22 protein-coding genes are annotated in these 26940 nt (G+C 43.1%); 8 read left to right on the top strand and 14 right to left on the bottom strand.

Annotation, left to right across the window (positions count from 1 at the left end; translation table 11 throughout):
• Positions 1 to 3787: choice-of-anchor K domain-containing protein (locus tag AACV12_RS12815; protein WP_170900427.1), on the top strand; the 3787-nt coding region annotated here is incomplete at its 5' end.
• Positions 3788 to 3848: 61 nt separating this feature from the next.
• On the opposite strand, the gene AACV12_RS12810 is transcribed toward AACV12_RS12815, so the two are convergent.
• A complete protein-coding gene (locus AACV12_RS12810; RefSeq protein WP_170900425.1) occupies positions 3849 to 5042 on the bottom strand; it encodes a class I SAM-dependent methyltransferase in 1194 nt (397 codons plus the stop codon).
• Positions 5043 to 5263: 221 nt separating this feature from the next.
• Between AACV12_RS12810 and yccX the strand changes: the two genes are divergently transcribed.
• Positions 5264 to 5542: an acylphosphatase gene (yccX, locus tag AACV12_RS12805; RefSeq protein ID WP_094164415.1), complete on the top strand. Its 279-nt coding sequence runs from the start codon at positions 5264 to 5266 to the stop codon at positions 5540 to 5542.
• 56 nt (positions 5543 to 5598) lie between these two features.
• Here yccX and AACV12_RS12800 read toward each other — a convergent pair whose 3' ends face one another.
• The 6 genes from AACV12_RS12800 to AACV12_RS12775 form a co-directional block, all read right to left on the bottom strand.
• Positions 5599 to 5928, bottom strand: coding sequence for a TusE/DsrC/DsvC family sulfur relay protein (locus tag AACV12_RS12800; RefSeq protein WP_010318448.1), 330 nt, complete (start codon positions 5926 to 5928; stop codon positions 5599 to 5601).
• Positions 5929 to 6060: 132 nt separating this feature from the next.
• The gene (locus AACV12_RS12795) at positions 6061 to 6729 is read right to left on the bottom strand and encodes a Bax inhibitor-1 family protein (RefSeq protein ID WP_010318447.1); all 669 of its coding nucleotides are present in this window, start codon (positions 6727 to 6729) and stop codon (positions 6061 to 6063) included.
• Between the two features lie 204 nt (positions 6730 to 6933).
• The gene (locus tag AACV12_RS12790; RefSeq protein WP_013856933.1) at positions 6934 to 7701 is read right to left on the bottom strand and encodes an amino acid ABC transporter ATP-binding protein; all 768 of its coding nucleotides are present in this window, start codon (positions 7699 to 7701) and stop codon (positions 6934 to 6936) included.
• A gap of 20 nt (positions 7702 to 7721) precedes the next feature.
• Positions 7722 to 8819, bottom strand: a complete 1098-nt coding sequence (locus AACV12_RS12785) for an amino acid ABC transporter permease (RefSeq protein ID WP_029189852.1) — start codon at positions 8817 to 8819, stop codon at positions 7722 to 7724.
• A gap of 1 nt (position 8820) precedes the next feature.
• Entirely contained in the window at positions 8821 to 10026 is a 1206-nt protein-coding gene (locus AACV12_RS12780; RefSeq protein WP_017044681.1) for an amino acid ABC transporter permease, read from the bottom strand.
• Positions 10027 to 10095: 69 nt separating this feature from the next.
• Positions 10096 to 11124: an amino acid ABC transporter substrate-binding protein gene (locus AACV12_RS12775; protein WP_026027113.1), complete on the bottom strand. Its 1029-nt coding sequence runs from the start codon at positions 11122 to 11124 to the stop codon at positions 10096 to 10098.
• A 457-nt stretch (positions 11125 to 11581) separates the two neighbouring features.
• Here AACV12_RS12775 and AACV12_RS12770 point away from each other — a divergent pair, with 457 nt between their 5' ends.
• Positions 11582 to 12502 carry a precorrin-2 dehydrogenase/sirohydrochlorin ferrochelatase family protein gene (locus AACV12_RS12770; protein WP_170900424.1) on the top strand — a complete coding sequence of 307 codons (921 nt, stop codon included), beginning with the start codon at positions 11582 to 11584 and terminating at the stop codon, positions 12500 to 12502.
• 119 nt (positions 12503 to 12621) lie between these two features.
• Here the strand turns inward: AACV12_RS12770 and AACV12_RS12765 are convergent, their stop codons facing one another.
• Entirely contained in the window at positions 12622 to 13104 is a 483-nt protein-coding gene (locus AACV12_RS12765) for a YajQ family cyclic di-GMP-binding protein (protein WP_094131840.1), read from the bottom strand.
• A 27-nt stretch (positions 13105 to 13131) separates the two neighbouring features.
• Positions 13132 to 14193 (bottom strand): 3-deoxy-7-phosphoheptulonate synthase, encoded by a 1062-nt coding sequence (locus AACV12_RS12760; RefSeq protein WP_026028005.1) that lies wholly within the window; start codon positions 14191 to 14193, stop codon positions 13132 to 13134.
• Positions 14194 to 14399: 206 nt separating this feature from the next.
• Between AACV12_RS12760 and AACV12_RS12755 the strand changes: the two genes are divergently transcribed.
• Positions 14400 to 15290, top strand: a complete 891-nt coding sequence (locus AACV12_RS12755; protein WP_013856926.1) for a putative PEP-binding protein — start codon at positions 14400 to 14402, stop codon at positions 15288 to 15290.
• Between the two features lie 119 nt (positions 15291 to 15409).
• Positions 15410 to 15889 carry a DUF4442 domain-containing protein gene (locus tag AACV12_RS12750; RefSeq protein WP_026028837.1) on the top strand — a complete coding sequence of 160 codons (480 nt, stop codon included), beginning with the start codon at positions 15410 to 15412 and terminating at the stop codon, positions 15887 to 15889.
• A gap of 14 nt (positions 15890 to 15903) precedes the next feature.
• On the opposite strand, the gene AACV12_RS12745 is transcribed toward AACV12_RS12750, so the two are convergent.
• The gene (locus AACV12_RS12745; RefSeq protein ID WP_017044687.1) at positions 15904 to 17256 is read right to left on the bottom strand and encodes a hypothetical protein; all 1353 of its coding nucleotides are present in this window, start codon (positions 17254 to 17256) and stop codon (positions 15904 to 15906) included.
• A 98-nt stretch (positions 17257 to 17354) separates the two neighbouring features.
• Between AACV12_RS12745 and AACV12_RS12740 the strand changes: the two genes are divergently transcribed.
• Positions 17355 to 18188 (top strand): CvfB family protein, encoded by an 834-nt coding sequence (locus tag AACV12_RS12740; RefSeq protein WP_170900423.1) that lies wholly within the window; start codon positions 17355 to 17357, stop codon positions 18186 to 18188.
• Between the two features lie 204 nt (positions 18189 to 18392).
• Here the strand turns inward: AACV12_RS12740 and rsmF are convergent, their stop codons facing one another.
• The 4 genes from rsmF to AACV12_RS12720 all read right to left on the bottom strand — a co-directional run bounded on the left by rsmF (position 18393) and on the right by AACV12_RS12720 (position 25646).
• Positions 18393 to 19814, bottom strand: coding sequence for a 16S rRNA (cytosine(1407)-C(5))-methyltransferase RsmF (gene rsmF, locus AACV12_RS12735; protein WP_196360465.1), 1422 nt, complete (start codon positions 19812 to 19814; stop codon positions 18393 to 18395).
• Positions 19815 to 19926: 112 nt separating this feature from the next.
• On the bottom strand, positions 19927 to 22566 hold the full coding sequence (locus tag AACV12_RS12730; protein ID WP_094167626.1) for an MlaD family protein: 2640 nt from the start codon (positions 22564 to 22566) through the stop codon (positions 19927 to 19929).
• Positions 22559 to 23818 carry a paraquat-inducible protein A gene (locus AACV12_RS12725; RefSeq protein ID WP_017047655.1) on the bottom strand — a complete coding sequence of 420 codons (1260 nt, stop codon included), beginning with the start codon at positions 23816 to 23818 and terminating at the stop codon, positions 22559 to 22561. The genes AACV12_RS12730 and AACV12_RS12725 overlap by 8 nt, the downstream gene beginning before the upstream one ends.
• 31 nt (positions 23819 to 23849) lie before the next feature.
• Entirely contained in the window at positions 23850 to 25646 is a 1797-nt protein-coding gene (locus AACV12_RS12720; protein ID WP_013856918.1) for an ABC transporter ATP-binding protein, read from the bottom strand.
• A gap of 91 nt (positions 25647 to 25737) precedes the next feature.
• Here AACV12_RS12720 and AACV12_RS12715 point away from each other — a divergent pair, with 91 nt between their 5' ends.
• Together AACV12_RS12715 and proQ are read left to right on the top strand one after the other, a co-directional pair.
• The gene (locus AACV12_RS12715) at positions 25738 to 26211 is read left to right on the top strand and encodes a GAF domain-containing protein (RefSeq protein WP_017041971.1); all 474 of its coding nucleotides are present in this window, start codon (positions 25738 to 25740) and stop codon (positions 26209 to 26211) included.
• Positions 26212 to 26310: 99 nt separating this feature from the next.
• On the top strand, positions 26311 to 26940 hold the full coding sequence (gene proQ / locus AACV12_RS12710) for an RNA chaperone ProQ (RefSeq protein ID WP_017044692.1): 630 nt from the start codon (positions 26311 to 26313) through the stop codon (positions 26938 to 26940).

Below are 26940 nucleotides of genomic sequence, written 5' to 3'. Positions count from 1 at the left end.
CAACAGCAAAGTGGAGTACCTGGGCGCGGGTCAAACCAAGGTTGAGACCTTCACCGTGCAGAGCGTGGACGGCACGCCGCACACCGTGACCGTGACCATCACGGGCACCAACGACGCGGCGATCATCGCAATCTCAAGCATTGCTCCTCTCTCCGAGGAAGGCTTATCTGGTGGACTTCAAGATGATATTGGATCCTCAGATACAAGCGACGCAGTTAAGGCATCTGGCACCATCACAATTGATGATGTAGATAGCGACTCCGTAGGGATCACTCTTTCGGGCCCGGAGGGCATCACGTCGGGAGGTATGGAAGTCGTTTGGGAATGGGATGCTCAAAATCACAAGCTGATAGGTTCTACATCTGGGAGTGATTCTAAATCCGTTATTGAAATCGAACTTACTGCTCCTAATGCAAGTGGCAAGGGCGAGTGGAACTATACGGTCACTTTACTCAGCTCTGTCGACCATCCAGATGGCTCCCAAGAAGATACACTGAGTTTAGATCTCGGCGTATTTGTTTCAGATGGGCAAGCCACAACGGAAAGCAAACTATCTATCATCATTGAAGACGATGCACCTAGCGACCATGCGATGGATCCAGTTGCTGCCACAGCAACTGACATCCCTGATGTGTTAACTGGCCAGTTTGATCTAACAAGTTACCGTGGTAATAGGACTACGATTGACGGTGGTCAATTTACTATTACTGCAAAAGGATTCTCTTCAGCTTTATCATCCACGTTAGTTAGTGCAAATATTAATGGTGACAGCGAAGGTATCGGCGTTAGTAGTAAGGATTCTCCGTACCATAACCTTGCTAATGAAGTTGATTTTCGTAAGTTTTCAGATGGCAGTTCTGCATCCGAAGAGTTGGTTATTAAACTCGATCCTAACACGGTAGCTTATGGTGCGAAAATTGAGTTCAGCAAAATGTTTGGCGGTGAGGGCGAAAGCGGGATTGTTGAGTTTTGGCGAGATGGAAAGCTGATTGCAACTCAAAGTTTTACCTCTGATGAGAACCGTGGAGATTACGCTAAAGACTTTTCTGTGCAACAGGGTGGTTTTGATACGATGGTTATCAAAGCTACTGACAATGGTAACTCGTTCAATCATAAAGATAATAGTGACTTTACCGTTAAAAATATCGAGTTTCTTGGTTCGGATGCGCCGCAGCCAATTGCTTATGGTTCTGGTGTCGTTGAACCGCAATGGGGGGCCGATGGTCGAGGGGCACTGCAATTAGTTGGCCTGGATGAATCTGCGACACTCAAAACGGTTACTGGTTCTGACATTACTGTTGGATTAGTAGGAGCAAATACTCTTACTGGTAAAGATGCAGAAGGGCATTTAGTCTTCAAACTCGAGTTTACACCGACAACGGGAAAATGGGAGTTTTACCAGTATCAAAATATACAATCGCCGCTAGGTGATGGAGATATTGATTTCCAAGTGAAAGTTACTGATGCCGATGGTGACAGTGCTGTGCTTGGTTTTGCGGTTAAGCCTGTGTCTCCACCGGTTATTGGTGAATTGACGCTCAATGTTTCTGAAGAAGGATTACAAGGCGGTATAGTAGATGACGAATCCGTCACTGGTTCACAAGACACGACTAACCAGACCTCAGTGGAAGGGCAGCTTAATATTGCGAACACCTCTGAGCTTTCTATGGGGATTCCGGTTGGTACTTACACTTCTAATGGTGTAGCTATTACCTGGAACTTATCTTCGGATAAACAGAGACTGATTGGAACGGTTGCTGACAATAAAGTGGTCGAAATTACCGTAGATAACCAAGGCAAGGTGACTAGTCAGTTGCATGCTGTATTCGACCACACGAATAATGGTGGAGAAGATGACCTTGTGATTGATATTCCCATTGAAGCACAAAATTCAAGTGGTATTTCGAGCACAAGTACAATCACCATTGTTATCGAAGATGATGCTCCTATCGCTAATGCGGATGTTGCTTCAATCAATGTATTAGCCGATTCATTTAATTTTAACGGTGTTTCGGCTAAGTGGAGCAATATCGCAGGTGGTTCAAATATTACAATTTATGATTCGCGCGATGCTGACCCTGATTTAGACCAAGTACGCTGGGGAACGAGTGCAGGGTATGGGCAATCAGGGTATGGTTTTATTGATAACGATAGTGGACTAGCTGGAAATATAGCTCTCAATGAGCTAGTCCAACTAGGAACCTTTACTCACTATAATTACCCTATCTATGACTCGATTACGGGGGCAACACTAGATGTAACGTTTTCAGTAACCGATGCTTATGGTCGAGTAACTCCTGTGACGATTACGGTGAATTTTGCCCATAACGAAACACCAAATAATCAGTCTGATCCAAGGGATATCATTACTATTGAAAGTCAATCTGTGACTTTTGAATTTGAAGGTAAGATGTATACAGTTGAAGTCTTAGGTTTTGTTGATAAAAACGGTAATGTTATCAACTCGATAAAGACAGACGAAAATGCATCCAACCAGTTTGACTTGGTGGCAAAGATTGTTGAAGGAAGTGGTTACCATTTGCCAAGTGCTTTAGGTAATGTAATGCATAACGATTTGCACGGTGCCGATGGATCATTGACTGTCATAGGGTGTGTGAATGGAGAAACATCAAGCAGTATTAATACCGGTGTTGGCACTAAGATTATTGGTTTGTATGGCGAGCTGATTCTGATGGCTGATGGTAGCTATACTTATCAAGTGACTGAAGATGCCTCTAAGATCCCCCTCAACGCACAGGAAGTTTTTAGTTATACAGTGAGAGATAATGATGGTGATGCTGCCAATAGTACTTTAACGATTTCGGTCAACGCTGTAGATAAAAATGGTGTACCCGTAGGTTTACCATTGACGGTTGAAGGCAATGATTTAAATGACATGATAGTTATTAGAAATGGTGAAAACTCACGGCACCCAGATAGATTCGATGTTGCTTTTGGGGGTAATTTGTTAGGTACAGTACGTGATGTTCATGGCAATGAAAACCATATTCACGTCGGGCAAGGTTATAATAATGGCTCTCAAAACCAAACTGTTAGTGGTGGATCGGGGAACGATCATATTGAGACGGGCTCTGGAAATGACGTCATTTATGCAGGAATGACGGGATCTCATGGTTACAGTAGTGATGATGATTTGGAACTTTCTGCGTCTGAGATTGCCAATCATCACGTAATGACAGGCAATCTTTCTGGCACTGATTCAATGTTAGATAATGATGGTTTGTTATTATCGAACGATGTATCAAGCCGTAATGCTGACGTTGTTAATAGCGGTAGTGGCAATGATCGAATATTTGGTCAATCTGGCTCTGATATCCTTTTTGGTCATACTGGTGATGATTATATTGATGGTGGTTCTCACAACGATGGTTTGAGAGGTGGTGAAGGTAACGACACCCTTATTGGCGGCCTTGGTAGTGATATCTTAACGGGTGATAGTGGCGCAGACATATTCAAATGGGTTGAGATGGAAACCGCGACTGACCGCGTTACTGACTTCCATCGTTCGGAAGGGGATTCGTTAGATTTTTCCGACTTGTTTGAAGACATGTCTAAAGACGAGATCACAGTATTACTTGATGGGCTGAGTAGTGCAGATCATCAAGGTGTTGCGGACGATGTATCTATCCGTGTTACAGGAAATGAACATGAATCGCACCTAACGATTGTCAAGTCGGGTCAGACATTGACCGTGGACTTTGATGGTGCGTCAGCTGCGGATATCACCAGTAGCTTGATGGATAACCTAAACCATTTAAAGGACTAAAATAACGACAACCGGAGCTTGATTAGAGCTCCGGTTTTTCTTGCTGCCTATAAAATACGGCTTACAACACCTTACAGGCGAACCCTTTTAGATAAAACCCTTCAGGGTAGGCTGAATCTGTTAAGTGGTCAGCGGCTTGCTCGAACCTTTCAACAAATTTAACGCTACGATCTGCATCGAGCGCCGCATCGGCAATGATTTTTTGGAAGAGATCGGTGCCCATAAGGCCAGAGCATGAATAGGTGAGTAAAGTGCCACCCGGTTTTAAAATTTGCATTGCCAACATATTGATGTCTTTATAACCGTTTGCACCGGAGATCAGGTTATTTTTACTCGATACGAACTTAGGTGGATCCATAATCACCACATCAAACAGCGTTCCTTGATCACGGTATTCTCGCAATAATTTGAAAACATCGGCATTTAAAAATACAGCGCGTTTTTTGGAGATATCGAATTGATTGATCTCTGCATTGTATTTGGCGGTATCTAATGCAGGTTGTGAGACGTCTGCATTAATTACACGTTTGGCACCGCCTTTAAGAGCATACAAACCGAAGCCTCCGGTATAACAAAAACAGTTAAGGACATCTTTATCCTTCACATATTTTATTGATTTCTGGCGGCTGTCACGTTGGTCTAGGTAAAAGCCTGTTTTGTGTCCACCAACAATATCGACGCTAATTTTTACGCCATTTTCTTCGATAATGACTGATTTTGGCGGCTCATCGCCATGCAGCACGCCCATGCGCTCTTCCAAACCTTCTTTTTTACGAACGGCAACATCTGAACGTTCGTAAACATGGCACTCTGGGAAAACGATTGTCAGCGCTTTAACAATATTCGTTTTATGATATTCAGCCCCTGCGCTAAGCAGTTGGCATACTAGATAATCTTGATACTTATCGATAGTAATACCGGGCAACCCATCTGATTCTGCTGCAATCAGCCTAAAGCCTGTAAGACCATCTCGTTCAATAATCTCCTGGCGAACTAACAGTGCATCTTCGAGCCGTTTCACAAAAAAATCGACATTGATCTCCTGCTTCTCAAAGCTCCAAACGCGAGCTCGAATTTGAGAAGTAGGGGAATAGGCTGCTTTTGCTAACCACTGATTATCATGAGTATAAACGTCGACGGTCTCTCCAAGGCTAGGCTCACCTTCTACCTTGCTGATCCCTCGGGAAAAGACCCATGGATGTTTACGGCGCAAAGATTTTTCACGGCCTTTGACTAGATAGATTGCAGCTGTCATACATTACTCGATGAATATTCAAAATGGGGGCGTATTTTCATAGAAAAGGTAATGGAAAGCAAACAAAGAGCGAGCGTCATACGTAAATAAAGGAAATTGTTTGGGGAGAGTGTCTATGGGATGTACATCAAATTAACCCATTGTCATTTCTTTCATTATAGTGAACGACGCATTTTAGTAGATAAATGATTGAGTATTTAAACATAGATAGAGGGATCCAAATGGCTCAACAGTGCGACAAGTTTATCGTGACAGGCAGGGTCCAAGGGGTTGGTTTTCGTTATCACACCGCTCATCAAGGACTAACGCTAGGCTTAACAGGCTATGCCAAAAATTTACATAACGGCGAGGTTGAAGTCATCGCCATTGGGAATAGTGAAAATTTGGAGCAGTTTTATCAGTGGCTTCAACAAGGCCCCAAAACGGCGAAAGTAATGTCGGTGTCGCGTGAATCACTTCTTTCTTATACTGAAAAATATAGCGGATTCGAAATACTTTAAAAGTAGCACCGCTTTGTACTTTGTATGGTTAAGTTGCTTGGGGGCTTAGTTTCACACTACAAGCATTTGGCAGGTTTTGGTAACCCAGCAAGTTTAGTTGCTTGTTTGGCCGGGCCTTTTTTAAAGAGTTTGAACAGATATTTGCTATTGCCTTTTTCCGGACCATGCGCTTTTTCCATCGCTTTGACTAACATACGCACTGCGGGTGAAGTATTAAACTCTTCATAAAAGTGGCGCACAAACAAAATGACTTCTAGATGAGCGTCTGTTAACTCGATATCTTCCTGACTGGCCAGTGTCTGGATCATTCCTTCTTCCCATTGGGTATGGTCTAGGAGGTAACCCTGAGCATCAGTTTCGACGGTTTTACCATTGTATTCAAACATCTTTATTACTCGATTAAAAATCCGCGTTTAGGTTTAGGGTAGCGTAGTGAATGTGTGATCTCAACTGTTTAGAAAGCAAAAAGCCCGCAAGCTGTGGCTTGCGGGCTCGTTTGGACAAAATGTCGACGTAAATTAGTCGTCGTTCATAATGCCTAAAATAGCCAATAAGCTTGTGAACAAGTTCAGAATATTTAGATACATTGAGATGGTAGCACTAATGTAGTTTGTCTCTTCACCTCGTACGATGCGGCTTGTGTCAAATAGGATAAAACCAGAAAACACGAGCGCCGCGATGCTGCTGATCGCAAGTTGGCCAACGGTAGAACCAACAAAAATATTAATAATCGCTGCAACGATGACAATAATGAGGCCTGCCATTAAAAAACTTCTCATGAACGAAAAGTCTTTTTTAGTCGTAATGGTATAAGCGGATAAGCCCATAAAAACAAGGCCAGTAAGACCGAGTGCTTGAGCAATAATGCTAGAGCCATTCGGGATTGCCGCATAGTGATTAAGCATTGGTCCCAGAGCACCGCCCATTAATGTGGTGAACACAAATGTCCACACTATACCAGAAGAAGAGTTAATGGCTTTAGGCATCACGAAGAATAGAATACCGATTGCTCCCAACTGCATAGCGAGTGCCATGAATGGTGAAATCTGCATTGCCATTGTTGCCATCGCAGCAATAGCACTAGTGATAAGAGTCATTGAAAGCAAGAAGTAAGTATTCTTCAACACTTTATTAGTTTGTAGTGTGCTCTCTAAGCTAGCTGAGCGAGTAAACATTGGGCTGTTCATAATCTTCCTCGTAAGGGTTTATGTTTGTTTGTACATTTATGGGGCTGAATGAGCTAAAAAGCAAGCCCTGTATCGTATTTGTTTTGTGTAAATTTTAATAAAAATAGTCACTTAGATGTTAAAGAATGTGTAACACCATGTGTCTATGCTCATAAACAAAGAGAGAGGTGATGTTCACCTCTCTCTTTGTTGGTCGTTAATCCATTAATGATGGAGAATTTGAGAGAGAAAATTGCGCGTTCTATCGGATTGAGGATTTTCAAAAAATTCAACAGGGTTATTTTCTTCAATGATCTCACCAGCATCCATGAAAATAACGCGATCGGCCACTTCTTTAGCAAAGCCCATCTCATGGGTAACACAAAGCATCGTCATGCCTTCTCCTGCGAGTTCAACCATAACATCTAATACTTCCCGTACCATTTCCGGGTCAAGTGCAGATGTTGGTTCATCAAATAACATAATCTGTGGGTTCATGCACAATGAGCGTGCAATCGCAACTCGTTGCTGCTGACCGCCAGAAAGTTGACCGGGATATTTGTCTGCTTGATCAGGAATCTTTACGCGTTCCAAGTACTTCATCGCAACCGCTTCAGCTTCTCCTTTAGGCATCTTTTTTACCCAAATTGGAGCGAGTGTACAGTTTTCTAACACGGTTAAATGTGGAAAAAGATTGAAATGTTGGAAGCACATACCGACCTCGCGTCGCACGGCTTCGATATTTTTAAGATCTTCCGTCAGTTCGTTTCCCGCGACGACGATTTGTCCTTTTTGGTGCTCTTCCAAGCGGTTAATACAGCGAATCATGGTCGATTTTCCTGAGCCTGAAGGGCCACAAATAACGATCTTTTCGCCTTTTTTAACGGTAAGATTGATATTCTTTAGTACATGAAATTCACCGTACCATTTATTCATATCATTAATCTGAATCATGATTTCTTCAGAAGGTGCGAGGTTGCGTTGCTGCGTCATAATACGTCCTTGATTTGTAGTTATCGTTTGTGACCAGTATGGAGTTTGTTTTCAAGCCATATCGAATATCTAGACATAGAAAAGCAGAACACCCAGAACACTAACGCGACAAATATATAACTTTCAGTAGAAAAGCCTAACCAATCCGGATCGGTATTGGCAGCTTGTCCAATACCGAGCACGTCAAACATCCCGATAATGAGTACTAAGCTGGTATCTTTAAATAGGCCAATGAAGGTATTAACGATAGATGGGATCGTGATCTTCAGTGCTTGCGGCAAAATAATCAAACCGACTTTTTTCCAGTAACTTAAACCTAACGCATCGGCGGCTTCGTATTGACCTTTAGGTATCGCTTGTAAACCACCACGAACCACTTCTGCCATATAAGCCGAACTGAACATAACCACCCCAATTAATGCTCTAACCAATTTATCCGTTTCCGAGCCTTGCGAGAGGAACAGAGGCAGCATAACGGATGCCATAAACAAAACTGTAATCAGTGGCACACCTCTCCAAACCTCGATGTAAACGGTACATAGGCTGCGAATAATGGGCATCTCGGAACGTCGGCCCAACGCCAGTAAAACGCCAATCGGTAACGAAACAACAATCCCAACTAAGGCAATAATCAGCGTAACTAATAAGCCTCCCCACTTATGCGTTTCAACCACTTCTAGGCCGAAAAAGCCGCCATAGAGTAACGCCGCGATAAGAAATGGGTAGATGTTGACAAAAAACAACCAAATCCACGTTTTTTTCGGTGTATTTTCATAGGCGAGCAACGCACTAAAAATAGCAAGAGTGAAATAGAAGAGGCGAGGTCGCCAGAGCTCAGCTTCTGGATAAAATCCATACATAAACTGATCCCAGCGTACGCTAATAAACACCCAACACGCCCCCTCCCGGGTGCAATCACTACGTTGTGTGCCTACCCAATCGGCATTAATAATCGCCCAATCGACCGTATGCCAAACAAGCCAGAAGGCGAAATACCCTAAGATCAGTGTAACGATGGAATTGAGTGCGTTATTAAAAAGATTTTTGCGCAGCCACCCAATGAAGCCAACGGTATTGGCTGGCGGTGGCAAGTTAGGTTGAAACTGATGTACTTTCATCTTATCTCTCCACCAAAGCAACTTTACGGTTATAGATATTCATTAATGCCGATGTCGTCAAACTGAGAGTGAGGTAAACACCCATGGTCATCGCAATAATTTCAATCGCTTGACCCGTTTGATTGAGCGTTGTGCCAGCAAAAACAGAAACCAAATCAGGGTAGCCAATCGCCATCGCTAATGATGAGTTTTTGGTTAAGTTCAGATATTGGCTGGTGAGTGGCGGAATGATGATGCGCAGCGCTTGAGGAATGACCACGAGTTTTAATGTTTTTGAACGAGATAATCCTAGTGACATTGCTGCTTCGGATTGACCATGGCTCACCGCATTAATGCCAGAACGGACAATTTCGGCAATAAATGCGGCCGTATAAATACTCAGTGCAATCAGCAGTGCGGCTAACTCAGGGATAATACTGATGCCACCTTGGAAGTTGAACCCTTGCAGTTGTGGATACTCTGCTGACACTGGACGGCCCATAGCAAAGTACACAATGACAGGAAGTAGAATGCACAAGATAGCCGCAATTCTACCCATAGGCGTCTGCTGACCTGTTAAACGCTGTTTGTTTCGAGCCCAAATGCCAATAATTAAGGTGGTTAGTAAGCCAGCAAGAAAGGCAATAAAGATAAATGTGCTGCCACTTTCGAAAATGGGAGCGGGGAAGAACAGACCACGTACATTGAGAAAAATAGAATCCCCTAACTGCATGCTTTGCCTAGGCGATGGTAGAGCCTGTAACACGGCAAAATACCAAAAGAAAATTTGCAGTAATAAAGGAATATTACGGAAGATTTCTATATACACAGCAGCAAGTCGACTGACTAACCAGTTGGAAGAGAGACGAGCAATACCGATAAAGAAACCTAAAAGAGTGGCAAATACAACGCCTAAAAAAGAAACTAGCGCGGTATTGAGTAAACCTATGATAAAAGTTCGCCCATAACTAAAGGTTTCATTGTATTCGATCAAAGTAAGGCCAATCCCAAAGCCAGCTTCTTGATCTAGGAAGTCAAACCCCGTGGCAATGCCTCGAGAACTTAAGTTAGAAAGTGCATTGGTCACAATGGTGTAAAAGAAAAAAACCAGAACGAGAACAGCAATAATTTGAAAGGCGACTGAACGAAAAGTAGGATTGTAGAACAAATTTGCGCTTTTAGCCGAGGGAGCTCCTGAGCTAGCCGCAATAGTTTTAGTAGGTTTCATACAACTATAACCTCAAATCCATTTTTCCAAAAAGGCGGTTAAAACCGCCTATTTGGGATTGTGTGACTATTAACGAAGTGGTGGAGCGTACATAAAGCCGCCAGCATTCCACAACGCATTTGCACCTCGTGCGATTTGTAGTGGAGAACCTTTACCTACAGTGCGTTCAAAACTTTCACCATAGTTACCGACTTGTTTTACAATTTGGTATCCCCAATCATCGCGAATGCCCAAACCTTTACCTTTAGGGCCGTCCAGGCCAAGTATGCGTTTGATATTAGGATCGCTAGATTTAAGCATTTCATCTGCATTTTTTGAGGTAATACCGTACTCTTCTGCGTTAACCATCGCATTGAGAGTCCATTTCGCCACGTTAAACCACTTGTCATCATCTTGACGAACAACGGGCCCAAGTGGTTCTTTAGAAATGATTTCAGGTAATACAACCGCGACGTTAGGATCAGTTAAGTTCAAACGTAGCGCATACAAACCAGATTGGTCGGTTGTTAGAGCATCGCAACGGCCCGCGTCAAAACCTTTTGAGGTTTGCGCTGCTGTATCGAATACCACAGGTTTGTATTTCATGCCCGTGTTGCGGAAGTAGTCCGCCAAGTTCAGCTCAGTAGTTGTACCGGATTGGACACAAACCGATGCCCCATCAAGCTCTTTTGCACTTTTCACTCCTAGGTCTTTTTTCACCATGAACCCTTGACCGTCATAATAGTTTACGCCGACAAAATTAAGGCCGAGTGCTGCGTCGCGTTGGAGCGTCCAGGTTGTATTGCGCGAAAGAACATCGATTTCACCTGATTGTAGGGCGGTAAACCGTTCTTTTGCTGTGAGTGGAACATATTTTACTTTCGATTTGTCACCAAGAACTGCTGCGGCAAGTGCCTGGCAATATTCAACATCAATGCCTTCCCATTCCCCTTTTGAGTTCGGGTTGGAAAAGCCTGGTAGACCAGTGCTCACACCACAAGTAATAAAACCTTGCGAAAGTACTTTATCTAAAGTGCTATCTGCTGCTGAAGCTGTCGTCGCCATCATGGCAGTAGAAGCTGCTACAACAGAAGCAAGAACAGTGAGTTTATTCGCCATTTGTATCCTTCCTGTATGATCCATGTTAAACCAGGTGACACCTGATACAACGTACTAAAAATGTTGTTGTGTAGCTTTCCAAGTTGTATTTGCATGCAATCGCACATTTACAAATCAACCGTTTATAAGCGTAGGTAATGATTTGTATTTTCTCAAATTAGTAATTTGAAAGATTTTTGATTAGATTCACAAACCTAAGCTGCAGCTAGAATGAACAAATGTTGCGAGATTGTAAATAGTGCAACCATGTTCAATAGTGGGGCAACAGAATAGAAGCAGTATATTTCTCTTTTAACGTAAAATTAACAATTGTGTCATTGGTGTGTTGTCAGGATTTTCAACTGTCTAATGGCGAAAATTTGGTTGATAATTATTTGGCTGCATTTAATTAGTGTCGCAGATGCCCTATTTTTGGTAGCATCAAGCGAATAGTTATCTAGATTATTCATGGAATGAAATGCAGTATTTTCCTCTGTTTTTGAATTTATTGGGCAAACCAGTGCTGGTTGTGGGTGGGGGCGAAGTCGCCTGTCGAAAAGTAGAAGCATTGATTCGAGCTGGGGCTCAAGTCACCGTCGTATCACCTAAGATTGAACGTTATCTTTTGGAACTGGTAGAGCAGAATCGTTGCCAATGGATTCAAAACTTTTATTCATCAGAACTATTAACGAAAGAATACTGGCAGGTATGGGCCACAACGGATAATCCGTCGCTTAACCACCAAGTGCATAAAGATGCAAGAAAGACAGGTGTTTTGGTCAATGTTGTCGATGATCAACCATACTGTGATTTTATCACGCCATCGATGGTCAACCGTGGACGAATTCAGATCGCAATATCCAGTGGTGGTGCATCACCAGTGTTGGTGAGAAATATCCGAGAAACATTGGAAGCGGTTCTTCCGCAAAATCTCTCGTTGCTTGCTGATTTCGCTGCCTCCAAGAGAAATTCAATTAAACAATCACTCAATTCTGTCAGTGTTAGAAGAAAGTTTTGGGAAGCCTTTTTAAGTGATTCCAAAACAGAAAATGCAGTAAGCCGTGAAGAATTAGAGCGTTTATACCAACAAGCTCTCTTAGTGCCTATAGAAGAATCAGCACAATGTACATGGATAAGCTGTGGCGATGATGTTGAAATGCTGCCGATCAAAGCGCTACGTTACATGCAAAGGGCAGAGGTGGTTTTTTATGAACAACATTCTCCTTTTGAATTGATTGATCTTGTTCGCCGTGATGCTGAAAGGGAAAGTTTTAAGAATGCCGCGCAACTTGCAGAAAAGCTTGAGCAAGCAAAGTCTGATCGCAAAAGAATATGTATTTTGTTACCTAGAAACAGAGCAGAGTACGCTTTGCTTGTGGGGAAAGACTTAATGTTGTAAGACGTTGGGTATTCACTCATCCAAGTTAGAGGCAAGGAATCGATTCATTGTAAATGACAGTTATCAGTGATTGAAAAGCCACCTAATGAGGTGGCTTTGATATTTTATTCGTGGTGCTGTTAGTCTCGGAAATTGTCATACTGGAATGGCTGGCCCATATCCGATTCACGCATTAGAGCGATCACTGATTGTAAATCATCTCTCTTTTTACCCGTTACTCTTACTTTTTCACCTTGAATGGATGCTTGGACTTTGAGCTTGGCATCCTTAATGGCTTTTACCACTTTCTTGGAGGTTAACGAGTCCAGTCCTTGTTTAAATTGGACATCTTTAAACCAGCGCTTGCCGGAATGTACGGAATCTTTCGCTTCCATCGCTTTGGCATCAACACCTCGTTTCGCGAGGTTGCCACGTAAAATATCCATCATTTGACCCAATTGAAAATCATCTTCTGCAGACAGTTTTACAACTTCATCTTTGAGTTCAAATCCAGCTTCTACATTACGAAAATCAAAACGAGTAGAAAGCTCTCGGTTTGCATTATCGACAGCATTACGAAGTTCAACAGTATCGACTTCTGAAACGATATCAAAAGAAGGCATGGTGTTTCCTTATCTATTGCTTAGTATTTACTTTAAGTTACGGCGGTCAGTGATCGCTTGTGCCAGCATATCCAGCATAGTTGCTGTGTCATCCCATCCTAAGCATGGATCGGTAATCGATTGACCATAGGTGAGGTTCTTTAAGTCATGCATTGGCTGGTTACCTTCGATAATGAAGCTTTCAGCCATAATTCCAGCAACGAAATCCTTACCTGTACGTATTTGTGTGCAGATGTCGGCCGTTACATCTATCTGTTTTCTATGCTGCTTTTGGCAATTCGCGTGGCTAAAATCTACGATGAGGCGCGGGGCTAAGCCGAATTCGATCAGTTGCTCGCAGGCTGCAGATACGGAGTCAGCGTCATAGTTTGTCCCTGTATCACCACCGCGTAAAATAACATGGCCAAAGGGGTTACCACTGGTACGATAAACGGTCATACGGCCATTTTTATCCGGTGAGTAAAAATAATGCGATGCTTGGGCCGCTCGAATGGCATCAATAGCAATTTTGATGTTGCCATTCGTGCCATTTTTAAAACCGACAGGGCACGACAGTGCAGACGCCATTTCTCGGTGTATCTGAGATTCCGTAGTACGCGCACCAATAGCTCCCCACGTGATGAGATCTGCGATGTATTGCCCGGTGATCATGTCTAAAAATTCAGTTGCAGTAGCAAGGCCTAGCTTGTTGATATCTAATAATAATTTCCGTGCTTTATTGAGCCCTGTTTCCAGTGCATATGAACCATCCAGATTGGGATCCGTAATCAAACCTTTCCAGCCCACAACGGTGCGTGGTTTCTCGAAATAGGTACGCATGACGATAAACAGTTCATTTTTATATTGGTCTTGGATCGCACTCAAACGTTGAGCGTAATCCATTGCTGCTTCAGTGTCGTGTACTGAACACGGACCGACAATGACTAACAAGCGATCATCGTGACCAGTCAGAATATTTTCAATTTGACGGCGTGAGTTTGCGATGCGCTCTGCTACGTCGTCTGTGATCGGATGCGCATTTCCAAGCTCTGCCGGAGTCGGCATTGGGCCCAAGGCTTGAGTTCTTAATTCATCTGTTTTTAATGGCATGGTAAAGCCTGTACTCTTATTGCGAAGCGGTAAAGATAACGGAATTGGCAATAGGAATAAACTCCAAAACGGAAAACTTATTGCTTATCATCCGTAAGGTGAAATTTTATTCATAAATTCGCCATAAATAGTTACTTTTACTTGAATTAATACTCGGCTATGGGTATTTTCCTGAGCAAGATAATTAAAAATGTAGGGAGTAATGAATGAGTTTGGCACAACATGATACGATCCACCCTCAGTTGATCTTAGGTGATGCCCTTCCAGCGGCAATTGAATCAAGTGGAAATGCCCAGCATTTGTATGTATCGCTGTCCGACATTATTTTAGATTCGTTGTTTTATCATCCTTCGATTGAGCAACATTTTGCGAATCTAACTGAACTTGAGCAAGGCTCTTTGCAATCCATTCTTGATGACAAAGCGGTGGCGGAGCATTTTACGTCAACCATTGTTGATAGAGTCGTGGCAGCGGTTCAAAAAAATCACGCTACGATTCGTGTCTGTTTGAGTGATGCAGATAGTTACACTTATAAGGCGTTGATCGGTGGAAGTGTTGAAACGGATGAAATTAACCCAGCGATGGGAGTGCGTGGCGTATCGCGTTTTTCTTCCAACCAGTATGCAAAAGCGTTTAGTTATGAATGCGCTGTGATCAAGGCATTGCGCAAGCAAGGATTGAACATCGAAATTGTGGTGCCATTTGTTCGAACATTAAGTGATGCGGCTACGATCATTGACCGACTGGCAGAGCAGTCTTTACCTCGGAGTTTAGATGGTTTGAAAGTGCTTTATTCTTGCGATGTTCCATCAGCGGCATTGTTGGCAGAGCGTTTGATGCACTATTTTGATGGTGTGGTCATCAACATCGATAACTTAACACAATACACCTTAGGCATTGATAAAGAGAATCCCGAACTTTCCCATTTGTTTAATCCAGAGAGTGAGGCGGTCATCACGTTGCTCGATTTAGCATCAAAAGCGGCACGTCATGCGAATAAGCCGATTTTGGTCGTCACCCAAGCACTAGCAAGTTATCCAAAGCTGCAGGAGCACTTAGCTGAAAGTGTTCAGGCTGATGTTGTGGTAAAAATGTAATGATCTGATTTGGGCGCAGAATAGCTGCGCTCAACCCTAACTTTTTGTAACAACTTATTGACATTTCACAGCGTATACCTTGAACTGGTCCGACAACCATATTGAAAAGGTCAAGCCTCATGCTCTCCCCATTAACAAAAGCGAATCTTTACTTAAATCTGTTTGGTTTTTTAAAAGTGCCATTGATTTGGTCCTGCAGGCCAAAGATTTTAGTGCTAAACGAACACTCTGTAGAAATTCGAATTCCACTTAAACGTCGCAATAAAAATCATTTAAATAGTATGTATTTTGGTGTGTTAGCCGTTGGTGCAGACGTAGCGGGCGGTTTTATGGCAATGCATAAAGCACAACAGCGTGGCTCCAAAGTATCGTTGGCGTTTAAAGCGGTTAGTGCGGAGTTTTTAAAAAGGCCGGAGGCGGATGTTCATTTTCATTGCCATGATGGCCAGCTAATAGACAGTATGCTTGATGAAACTATCGCGACCGGAGAGCGAGTCAATCAGACAGTAAAGATCATTGCAACCTGTCCTTCATTGCATGGTGACGAGCCTATGGCGGAGTTTCATCTTACTTTATCGTTAAAGCGTATTGGTAAATAAGGCTGAATTAGAGACTACTCGCTTAATTCTATCGGTTCAATGTCGACAATCTTATTTCTATTTAAAACAATTTTCCAACGGTAGTAGCGGGGCTCTTCTTTATGGTTATCTTCTTTGATAATCAAGTTGAGCAAGTGCCGTTTTTCTACGGTTTCTCGACTCACTTGACCACCACTTAACTGATAAATGCGATTAGAGCCTTTGTCCATCAAACGGGTAATAGGGCGTAGATCAATGTGTAAAGTTTCGCGTGTTTCCTCATAGCCACTCATGAAGCGTGAAGTTGACATGGCCGTTTCTGAGCGATAGTGAAGTACCTGTTCCTCCCTTTGAACAATGCGTTTCTTTCGAATTGTTTTGATTCGGTCTGGTAATTTACTCAGGTTGGTATAATCAAGCCATTCAATTTTGTAACCCACAGATTTTCCGGTCGTTGGGTCTATGTAACGACGCTTCCATTTAGGTTTTCCTTTACGGATCCAGCGCCACAGCATATCGCGTAAGTCATCTTTAAAGATCTCGCGTAATGCATAAACAAACGACATAGCGATGATAAAAGAGGCGGTGATTTCCCCCCAATAGTCGCGAGCTGTAATGGCGATGACGGTGACAAACAGCATCACAAGCCCAGTCGCGATACCTTTTACGGCACGCTTCATGTTATTACCTAAAGAGGTGACGTGTTCATTAAGCACAATGGGATGCTCGATTAAACGGCGTAGTAGGCGCATCTTGTTACTCAGCCGAGTGATGTCTTCCCCTGCCTTTGCCGAGTTGTAATTGTTAAGTTTACGATGTGCCTGTTCTTTTTCAACCAGTGTAATTAGACGCTCTTTGATGGTTTTATATTCACCATCGCGGTTCATGTGTGCGACTAGGGAAAGAAACTTTTGCTCAGTATACCAAGATAAATAGTTATCAATATTGGCGTAATAGCGTTTTAAGCTCTCTTCATAAGGAATGCTGCGGCGCAATCTTTTCAAAATATCTAAAGAGAGTTCAATGACACTATCAACTTCATCTGATGTGACGGTGTCACTCGTCGTATTGAGTTGTACTACAGCTTTATCTAGAGCGATAACATACTGATAAGCAAATAAACTCAAACTGACTCGATACTGAGTAGAAGAGAGATGGCCTCGTTGTGCAAGTCGGCTGTGCACTAAGGGCAGTAACGTTTTATCACTGTAATACGCACGCTCTTGGTGGATGAAGCTATAGTAAAAGTCAGATTCAGGAAGTATTTCGGGTGTTAGACCTAAATCACCGGGAATGAATAGGTAAATGTCTAGATCAAGTTCTTTGCTCTGAGACATGGCATGTGAAATTTTAAGCGTGATGGTATCTTGCTTATCGACATTAACCAAAGAAAGCTCCTGAAAAAATGCTTATTTTTCCCTTGAATGCAGGAAAGGATAACAGAGATCACGTATAATCTCTGCAAAATTGAGGTGAGACATAGTAAATGATTAACGTTGGTCAAATAAACAGTTTAGAAGTCGTGAAGATTGCTGATTTCGGCGTATTTTTGGATGCTGAAGATTTTGGAACCACTTTACTGCCTAAACGATTTACCCCAGATGGGGTTGAATTGGGGCAGAAAATAGACGTATTTTTGTATTTCGATTCAGACAATCAACTTGCCGCGACGACTGAAAAACCGATTGCAAAAGTAGGCGAGTGGGGATTGATGAAAGTTCAGGGTGTGAATAGCACTGGTGTTTTTGTTGATTGGGGTCTGAAGGGTAAAGATTTATTGGTGCCTTACAGCGAACAGCGTGCTCGTTTTAAAGAAGGACAAATGGTTTTAGTGTATGTCTACACTGATAAGGCTTCCGGCCGCATCGTAGGCACAACTAAATTCAACAAGTGGCTGGACAAAACCCCTGCAAACTATACGCAGAATCAGCAAGTTGATCTATTAATTGCAGAACACTCAGAACTCGGATACAAGGCCATCGTCAATGGTGAGCACTGGGGGATGATTTTCCCATCAGATGTGTTTGGTAAGTTGTTTATTGGTAAGACCTTAAAAGGCTATATCAAAAATATCCGTGAAGATGGAAAAATTGACCTAGCTCTGCAAAAAATTGGCGTAGCAAAAATGGATGAGCTAAGCACTAAGATCATAGAGTTACTTGAGAAAAAGGGTGGTTTTCTTCCATTAAGTGATAAATCGACACCAGAAGCTATTTTTTCGATGTTCCGTACCAGTAAGGGAACCTTTAAGAAGAGTATTGGTGGTTTGTACAAGCAGGGAAAAATTACCATTGGGGAAGATGGAATTCATCTTGTATAGCTGAGGCGTCCACCTCCTGTTGCAATTTATTTTCCTTGACGATAAAAAAAGGCCCAAAACTTTTCCGTTTTTGGGCCTAGGGGAATGGCTCATTTGAGCCTACGCTAATCATTAAAATAGTCGTACTTATGCTTCCCTGTAAGTATAGTTGTTATCGCTAGAAGTGCGCGTGTTTTCTAGATTTTTGTCCTATTTTGGGGCGTGTTAAAACAAATTTTTATCTTTAACGAGTTCTCTTGGTAAACCATTTTTTATGCGGTTTCCTACCCATTTTCCTAGGCCAATCACATCGTTACCGAGTTTAACCAGCACTTCGCCAGTGCCAGTTTGTAGTGCTGGTCTGACATCTCTGCCCATGTACCAATCTCGCGCTTCTTCAATCGATAGTGTGATACAGTTTGATTCGTTACCAGTCGCTAATGATGTAGCGACTTGATGTTGCCAGCGATAACCTTTTTTATGTGTTTCAGCGATTTTTATCCCCATGCGAGAGAAGCGGAATTTGCCGAGCATAGGTTCCAGTGCGTTTGGAAATAACCATACATCATTATCACGTAGCCAGACACTGGTATCATCGGGGATCACAACTTCAAACGTTTTCATGAGTTGATCCGCGATCTCTTGTGTGAGTTTAAGGTTGGCTTTCGCAAAAGGAAATTGACCTAAGCGTTTGTTGACTTCAGGGTGGGGTACAGAGCTAAGTTTACGGATTTTTGCAACAAAAAAACCTTCACAATCATAAGTTTGAGGGAATATATGCAAGAACCCTTCGTCTGTAATAGCTGCTTTTGCATCTTCAAACAATGAGCTAAGGGAAACAAATTCAACTGATTGTGGATATTTTTCTTTTAGATGCAAGCACACTTGTTGGTTCTCTTCTGTGCTCAATGTACAGGTTGAGTAGACCATCACACCGCCGGGCTTTAAAGCTTGAAACGCACTTTCAATCAAATCTTTTTGTGTTGTGGAAATCGACAATACAGATTCTTTGCTCCAGTTTTTCATCGCATCAGGATCTTTACGGATGGTACCTTCTCCTGAGCATGGAGCATCTATTAACACCGCATCAAATTGTTCCGGTAACCAACCGCCAAAGACTCGACCATCAAAATTGCTCAGTGCACTGTTGCGTACACCGCAGCGTTCGATATTAGCATGCAGCACTTTAACACGGCTGGCTGAAAATTCGTTTGCGACTAATACGCCTTCATTTTCCATACACGCCGCAATTTGCGTTGTTTTTGAACCCGGAGCCGCCGCCATGTCGAGTACTGAATTGAACGATTCGCCGCCAGTGAAAAGAGCGGATACTGGCATCATAGAACTGGCTTCTTGAATGTAAAAAAGACCTGCCATATGTTCGGCGGTATTACCTAAAGGTACGACAGACTCATCGGCTTCAATCCAAAAACCCGTATTACACCAAGGCACTGGTGATAAAGCCCACCCTTTTTCTACGGCGCGTTGACAAAAGCTATCAACAGAGATTTTTAGCGTGTTGACTCGGATACTTTTACGCAAAGGACGCTGGCAAGCTGCAATAAAATCACTCATCGTTAGATGTGTGGGCAGTATCGCTTCAATTGTCGCAAGAAAAGGTTCAGGTAGGGTTATATTGGCGTGCAAAGCAGTATCTCGTCTGGGAGTTGAGGCCGGATTATATAAGAATCGTGATGAGATCAAAATAATAAAAAATGCAGCCGATCAGCTGCATTTTATAAGAATCAAGGTTAACCCTTTAAGGTTTTGGTATGGCTGTTCGCCATTGGCGCCATTCTGGTTTGGCTTCAGGATATAAGTAAAATGCTTGGCCTTGTTTAGCGATAGGCTGTAGCTGTTTTTGCTCTGGAGTGGCAAATGTAATTCCGCCTTTCATGATGCTGTCTAACGTGCCTGCTTTTATATTTGCACCAGATAAACCGATGGATACATCGACGCCAGAAGTGTTCCAAAATACGCTATTGCTGCGAACCAGATAAGCGAACTCTTTTTGGATTTCAATGGTAAACATGACGCGGTCTGCAAAGTCTCCTAGAGCAACATGGGTTACTTTGCCCACTTCCATTTCACGGTAGAGAACCGGGCTATCTTCAGTCACTGATCCTCGTGTTTCACTTTGTAAGGTGAATTCAATACCGAGTGCTTGTTGTGGCTGTTTTTCTAGTTCAAATTGATACTGCACATCGCCAAACCCAGGTTGGACCTCAATGCTGGAACTGAGTAAGTTTTGCAGATTTTCAACACCATTGAAGCCAATCTTAGTTTTCGCTACCCAAAAGTGAGAGCCATTTCTGGCAATGCCTAATGCGTAGCTAGGCTCAATTCTCGCTTGGAGTGTAACTTGGTTTGTCTTGAAATCGGGTGTTACAGAAACAACCTCTCCCACAGTGATATTGTTATATTTGATGGATGTTCCTAGCGTAATGCCAAAGGATGAATCGGCCGTTAAGATGATTTCTTGGCCCGCCTTACGTGCTTGATCGTAGCTGTCATAGAGCTTCCACAAATTCTGATCTTTGTTATCAATGCCTTGCAACGAATCAAATGCAATGCCTCCTTGAATTAATGTTTTTAAAGGAGCGGCTTTGACTTTTACGCCTGCAAGTGTTGCATTAATTTCGACGCCAGAACGGTTCCAAAAAACAGTTTGATTCGTAATCAGATGGCGATATTGATTCTCTATTTTGACCTCGATTTTCACACCTTCTTTCGTGAGCTTAAAGCCAAAAACACTGCCTACTTGAAGATTACGGTATAGGAGCGGGCTGCCCGGATTGATGGGAGGAAGCTCGTCGGCAAAAAGAGTCAGTGTCTGTGAGCCGCTTTGATTATATTTTGCAAGCTCAGCTAAGGATTTACTTTGATATAGCGGGTACTCATTGCTCGCATTTTCAGCGCCTTCGCTGATGAAACTGATTGAGCCGGCGAGCAGTTGTTTGGCTGGAGGGATCGAAACATTAAGGCCTGATTCGGTGAGCTCTGCGGTGGCCGAGCCTGTAATGTAAAAACGATTCTGTGAGCGTATGAGTGATGAGTACTCTTCATCAATCAGCGTATTGAGCACAACACTGTCTTGCTGCAACTTTACGTCAATTACTGAACCTACCGAGATGCCTCGATACAAAATCTGGCTGCCCACATCTAAGCCATATGAGCTTTCAGCTGTAAGTTTGATAGCAATCGATTTTGCTTGTGACTGATTAAATTCAAATTGGCGAATTGCAGTGAAACTTCTGGCCTTTTCGCCCTTACCAGGAATGAGTGTCAAGTAATTCCCTTTGATCAAATTACCGATGTTCTCAACTCCAGAGAGTGAGACTTTGGCCTCTTCCAACACAAAACGGCTTCCCGAATTGAGCATATCGCTAAAAGCCGGTTGGATAGCGGCAGAGGCGATGATCTGTTGGTGACTTTTACTGAGCTGCAATTCCGTGATTTGACCGACTTCTATTCCTCGGTAAATGATGGGGGCACCGGTTTGGTTAATATTATGCTGATCGGGTAGGGTGATTTTCACAGGGATACCACGCCCTGCGGTTTTTAAATCGCGATAGAGACTAAATTGGGTATTTTGTTCAACAGGCTCCCCACCGTCCGGTGAATCGACGGCAATTGAACCACCGATTAATGCACTTAAACTTTCTAAGCGGACGTCAACACCTTCAAAGCCAATGCTTGCACCAACACCGCTGACATTCCAAAAACGGCTTTCATTGGTAATAATGTGGCGATACTCGTCTTTTATCGAGGCTTGAATGAGTACCGACTTTGCATCGTCATCGAGTTTGTAGTTAAACACTTCACCAATCGGAATTTTTTTATAGACGATTTGTGAGCCAACAGAAATACCTCCGAGATCGCGAGCCTTTAGCGAAATGATAAGCCCTTGATTAGGCAGTAGATCAGAAGGTGCACCATCTAAAGCACTAAACACTTTATCGTGTTCAGCTGAACTATTTTCGTTACCCGGTTGAATCGCAATATAGTTTCCTGAAACCAACGCATCTAGACCTGAAACGCCAGATAAACTGGCCGTTGGCTTCACTAACCAAAATCGGGTATTGTCATTGAGTAACTGAGTAGCTTCTGGATAAATATCGGCTTCCACATAGATGTTTTCTAATCCTTCGGACAGTTTAATATCTCTTACCATGCCGACTTCGAGCCCTTGGTAGCGAATTGTTGTTCGCCCTGCGACTAAGCCTTGTGCGTCCGAAAAATAGATCTGGATTCGTTCGCCAGCATCGTGAATGGCTTTAACGACTAACCAACCTGCGAGCGCCATGGTGAGTATGGGCAGTATCCACAAAGGTGAGATGCCCCTGTTTCGCTTAACATCGGGAGTGTATGAGGGCTGGCTTGAAATTTGTTTACTCATGTGAAGGCTCGTTTTGGTCTGCGATTTCTGGGTAATTATCCCAGATGAGTCTTGGGTCCATACTTTCCGTGGCGAGCATGGTGAGTACAACCACCAAGCCAAAGGCAACGGCTCCATAACCGGGAGTGAAGTCGAGAATTTGACCGCGATCAACCAGTGTCAACATAATTGAGATGACAAACAGATCCATTACCGACCATTTGCCGATCCATTTAATCGCGAAATAAATGTTCATTCTCTGACGGTGGTAAACCGTTCGCTTAAATTTAATCGCCAGTAATAGATAGGTCAGGCCGAATATTTTTACAATAGGCACGATTATACTGGCCACAAAAATGATGATTGCAATTCCGACCATACCACTATTAATCAGTGACGCAACACCAGAGAAAATGGTGTCTTCTAATCGCTGTCCGTTGGTAATTAAAATCGATATTGGAATCAGGTTCGCGGGGAAAATAGCGACACTTGCTGCAATTAAATAGGCCCAAGTTCGTTGTATCGAGTTGGGTTTCCGGTGATATAATTTTTGCGCGCAACGCACGCAGTGCGTATTTTCGGGTTGTGAAAGATGGCAATGGTGGCAATGCACCTCTTTACGCTCGAAGACATATTGATTCTCTGGCTGCCACGCTTGCCAATAGCGCCTTACGCTAACTCGAGTCGCTAACAATACGGTTGCCAGTTGCAGCAAAACTAAACCATACAACCCCACACCGATAAAAATGTCGGAATAATCTTGAAGTTTAAAACAAGATACCGCCACGCTGACTAAAAAAACATCGAGCATTACCCATGCTTTTAATCGCTGAATAATGATCAGTGAGCCACGCAGTAGATGAAACCATCGATAACGCAAGGCAATATGAGCGGTCACTACGGAACCACACACTAAAAGTGGCGCAATAGAGCTGCAAAATAGCACCAATAAAGCGAGCGCTCCAAAGCCCTCTTCAGCCAGCGCAAAGACACCGGATGGCAAGGTGGCGGGGATCATCACCCCAACCAAGCGAATACTGATGAATTCAAAAAAATGAGAGGGGATAAACAGTAACAAGCAAGTGATGGCGACGGCTAAATCCCCAGATAAAGAGGGAGATCCACCGCGGTACAGTTGGGTACCGCAGCGTGGACAATAGGCACTTTTTCCATGCTCAACCTCGACGAGATCAACGGCCAATTCACAGCCGTGACACAACCTCACGCCGTTAGGTGATTGTGGATGTTGAATAAGCGCTGAATGTTGAGACAAACAATCATCCTAATTTATTGTTACCCAATCACTAAACGTACGATTGGAGATTTCCATAAAGGGTCTGATATAACCCATCTTGCTCGACTAATTCTCGATGCGTACCCATTTGGCTAACTTGACCATCTTCCAGCACGTAAATTATATCGGCTTGTTTCACTGCCGAAAGGCGGTGCGCAACAATTAAAGTAGTTCGACCTTTCAAAAATCCAGTCAGAGCATTGTGCAATGCCGCTTCAGTTACCGTATCTAACGCGGATGTTGCTTCATCCAAAATAACAAATTTAGGATTGCTCAGTACCATCCGAGCGATGGCTAAACGTTGACGTTGTCCGCCCGACAAGCGAATACCATTTCGGCCAACTAGCGTTTCTAAACCGTCACTGAGATTCGCAGTCACATCATCCAGTTGTGCAATATGCAGCGCTTGCCATAATTCCTCTTCTGCATATTGACCGCCGAGGGTCAAATTATGCCTTAAGGTGTCGTTGAATAGTATAGGTTGTTGTAATACCACGGCAATGTTATCGCGAATAATATCAAAACTTATCTCTTCAGTGGTCGCACCATTAAAACGGATCTGCCCGGAATTGGGCTGATACACACCAATTAACAGTTGGATCAACGTGGATTTCCCACCACCACTTGCGCCAACCAACGCAACTTTTTTACCCGCCGGAATCGTGAGTGAGAGATCGTTGAGCACACTCTTTTCACTATCGTAGGCAAAATTAACGTGAGAAACCTCAACATCGACCTGGCGGTTATCTGTGAATGGGTTAATTTTGCAAATAGGGCGAGGCTCTTCCTCCAGTGCAAGCAGATCATTAATGCGATGAAAGGCCGCCTTTGCACTGTACCAAGAAAATTGAATACTCAGCAGCTCTTGCACTGGGCCTAACATAAACCACAAATAACCGAAAACGGCGAAAATTTGCCCTATGGTCAAGTCGCTAAAAACCACCATCAGCATCGCGACCGCTCTAAATAGCTCAAAACCAAGTAAAAATAGGAGAAATGAGACGCGCCCTGCAGCCTCTGATTGCCATGCATATTTGTCTGCATTCTCTCGGACTTGGTTGGCTTGCTGCTTAAGTTCATTGAGAAACTCTCGCTCTTTATTAGCGGCACGCAATTGATAAATGCCATCTAATGTTTCGACTAGCCGATTTTGAAAGCGTTCATACGCTTGGTTTTCTCGCTTTTTCAGATGCTTAACTTTGCTTCCGAGTTTACGTGAAAAGTAAATCACAATCGGGTTGACCAATAAAATAAACAGCCCTAAACGCCACTCAAGCCAGAGTAGAACACCTGCTGTGCCTAACACGGTCAGTAGGCTGATGATAAATTTACTGAGTGTGCTGCCTATGAATTGATCAATGGTTTCGATGTCGGTGATTAAGTGAGCATTAATACCACCACTGCCTTTGGTTTCGTACTGCCTGATACTGATCCGTCCTAATTTATCAATCATTTTGCAGCGCATTTGGTAAGTAATGGTTTTGGACACCAAAGTAAATTGACGGCTTTGAAGTATGTTGAGCGCTTGGCTGACGCTACGCATCAAGACCACTAGTAATAACGTGAGCGCAATATAGCCTGTTGGGTTTTGCATCGATGTCGGTAGAATAGTATTCATCATCGCCAAACCAGAAGCGGGTTTATTCAGCAGAACTTCGTCGACCATTAATGGCATTAATAGTGGAATAGGGACACTAACCAGCGTTGCAATAACCGCGATCGCATTGGCAAATAGAAGTGTAGGTCGATGTTTTTTTACTTGTTTTATTACCCAAGAGCGGCTAATAGTGTCATTGGAATTAGTCATTATGATGAGAATGCATCCTATTTATCGTGTGAGAAATTGTACGCTGTTCAAAAATAGATGTCTTCCGTTTTCAAAAGGTCGTTGAGTTTATATGAACATAGAAGAATACCGCCGTCTTACCAAGCAGGCGGTGGCACTGGTTGAATCTGAAACGGATTTAATCGCTAATCTTGCCAATTTGAGCGCCTTATTTAACATGGAGCTTGAAGATCTTAACTGGGTGGGTTTTTACCTAATAAAAGAAGAGCAACTGGTTCTCGGTCCCTTTCAAGGAAAACCAGCTTGTGTACGCATCCCCTTAGGAAAAGGTGTGTGTGGTACTGCGGCGGCGACTAACCGTATACAACGTGTTTATGATGTACATGAGTTTGCTGGTCACATTGCTTGCGATGCTGCGAGCAATTCTGAGTTGGTGGTGCCATTTTCTATCAATGGTCAAGTGGTGGGAGTATTGGATATTGATAGCCCAACAATTGGCCGTTTTTCTGAAATTGATGAGAAAGGGATGGCAGAATTAATGATTGAGATAGAAAAGCTGCTCAATTCACACGCTAACAAGGCATAAATTGGTCATTGCCTGTGGTTTTTCGCATTTAGGTCACTATAATACCGAACATATTTATCTTAATGCCTCGCGGAAAGACCGCATAAACCAGGAATCCTCATGGAAAACACTGAAAAGTTAAAAAACAGCAAAGAAGTTATTGCGTACATTGCTGAATGTTTCCCTAAGTGCTTTACTTTAGAAGGTGAAGCAAAGCCTTTGAAAATTGGTATTTTTCAAGATCTTGCTGAACGCCTAAACGAAGACTCAAAAGTAAGTAAAACACAGCTGCGTGCTGCGTTAAGACAATACACGTCGTCATGGCGTTATCTACATGGTGTTAAACTAGGTGCAACTCGTGTTGACCTTGATGGCAACCCATGTGGAGAGTTAGAAGAAGAACATGTAGAGCACGCACAAGCCGCATTGGCAGAAAGTAAAGCTCGAGTACAGGCTCGTCGTAAAGAGCAAGGACAAAAAGCACGCGAAGAGGCAAAAGCGAAGCAGCCAAAAGCGAAAAAGCCTCAAGCACAAGCTCGTCGTCCTCAAGCGAAAGCGCCAAAAGCTGAAAAACCTGTCGAGACGCGCGCTTTAAATGCTGATGAAATGATCACTGGCAAACAAGTGAACGTAAACATGGGTAAAGGAAACATGGCTGCGACCATTGTTGAAGTTAATAAGGAAGATGTGCGCGTTCAACTTGTCAACGGCCTACAAATGGTTGTGAAAGCGGAGCACTTGCGCGCATAA

Source organism: Vibrio sp. 2-2(8) (assembly GCF_963888495.1).
Classification (GTDB): domain Bacteria; phylum Pseudomonadota; class Gammaproteobacteria; order Enterobacterales; family Vibrionaceae; genus Vibrio; species Vibrio anguillarum.
This window is presented reverse-complemented; position numbering and strand designations above follow the sequence as displayed.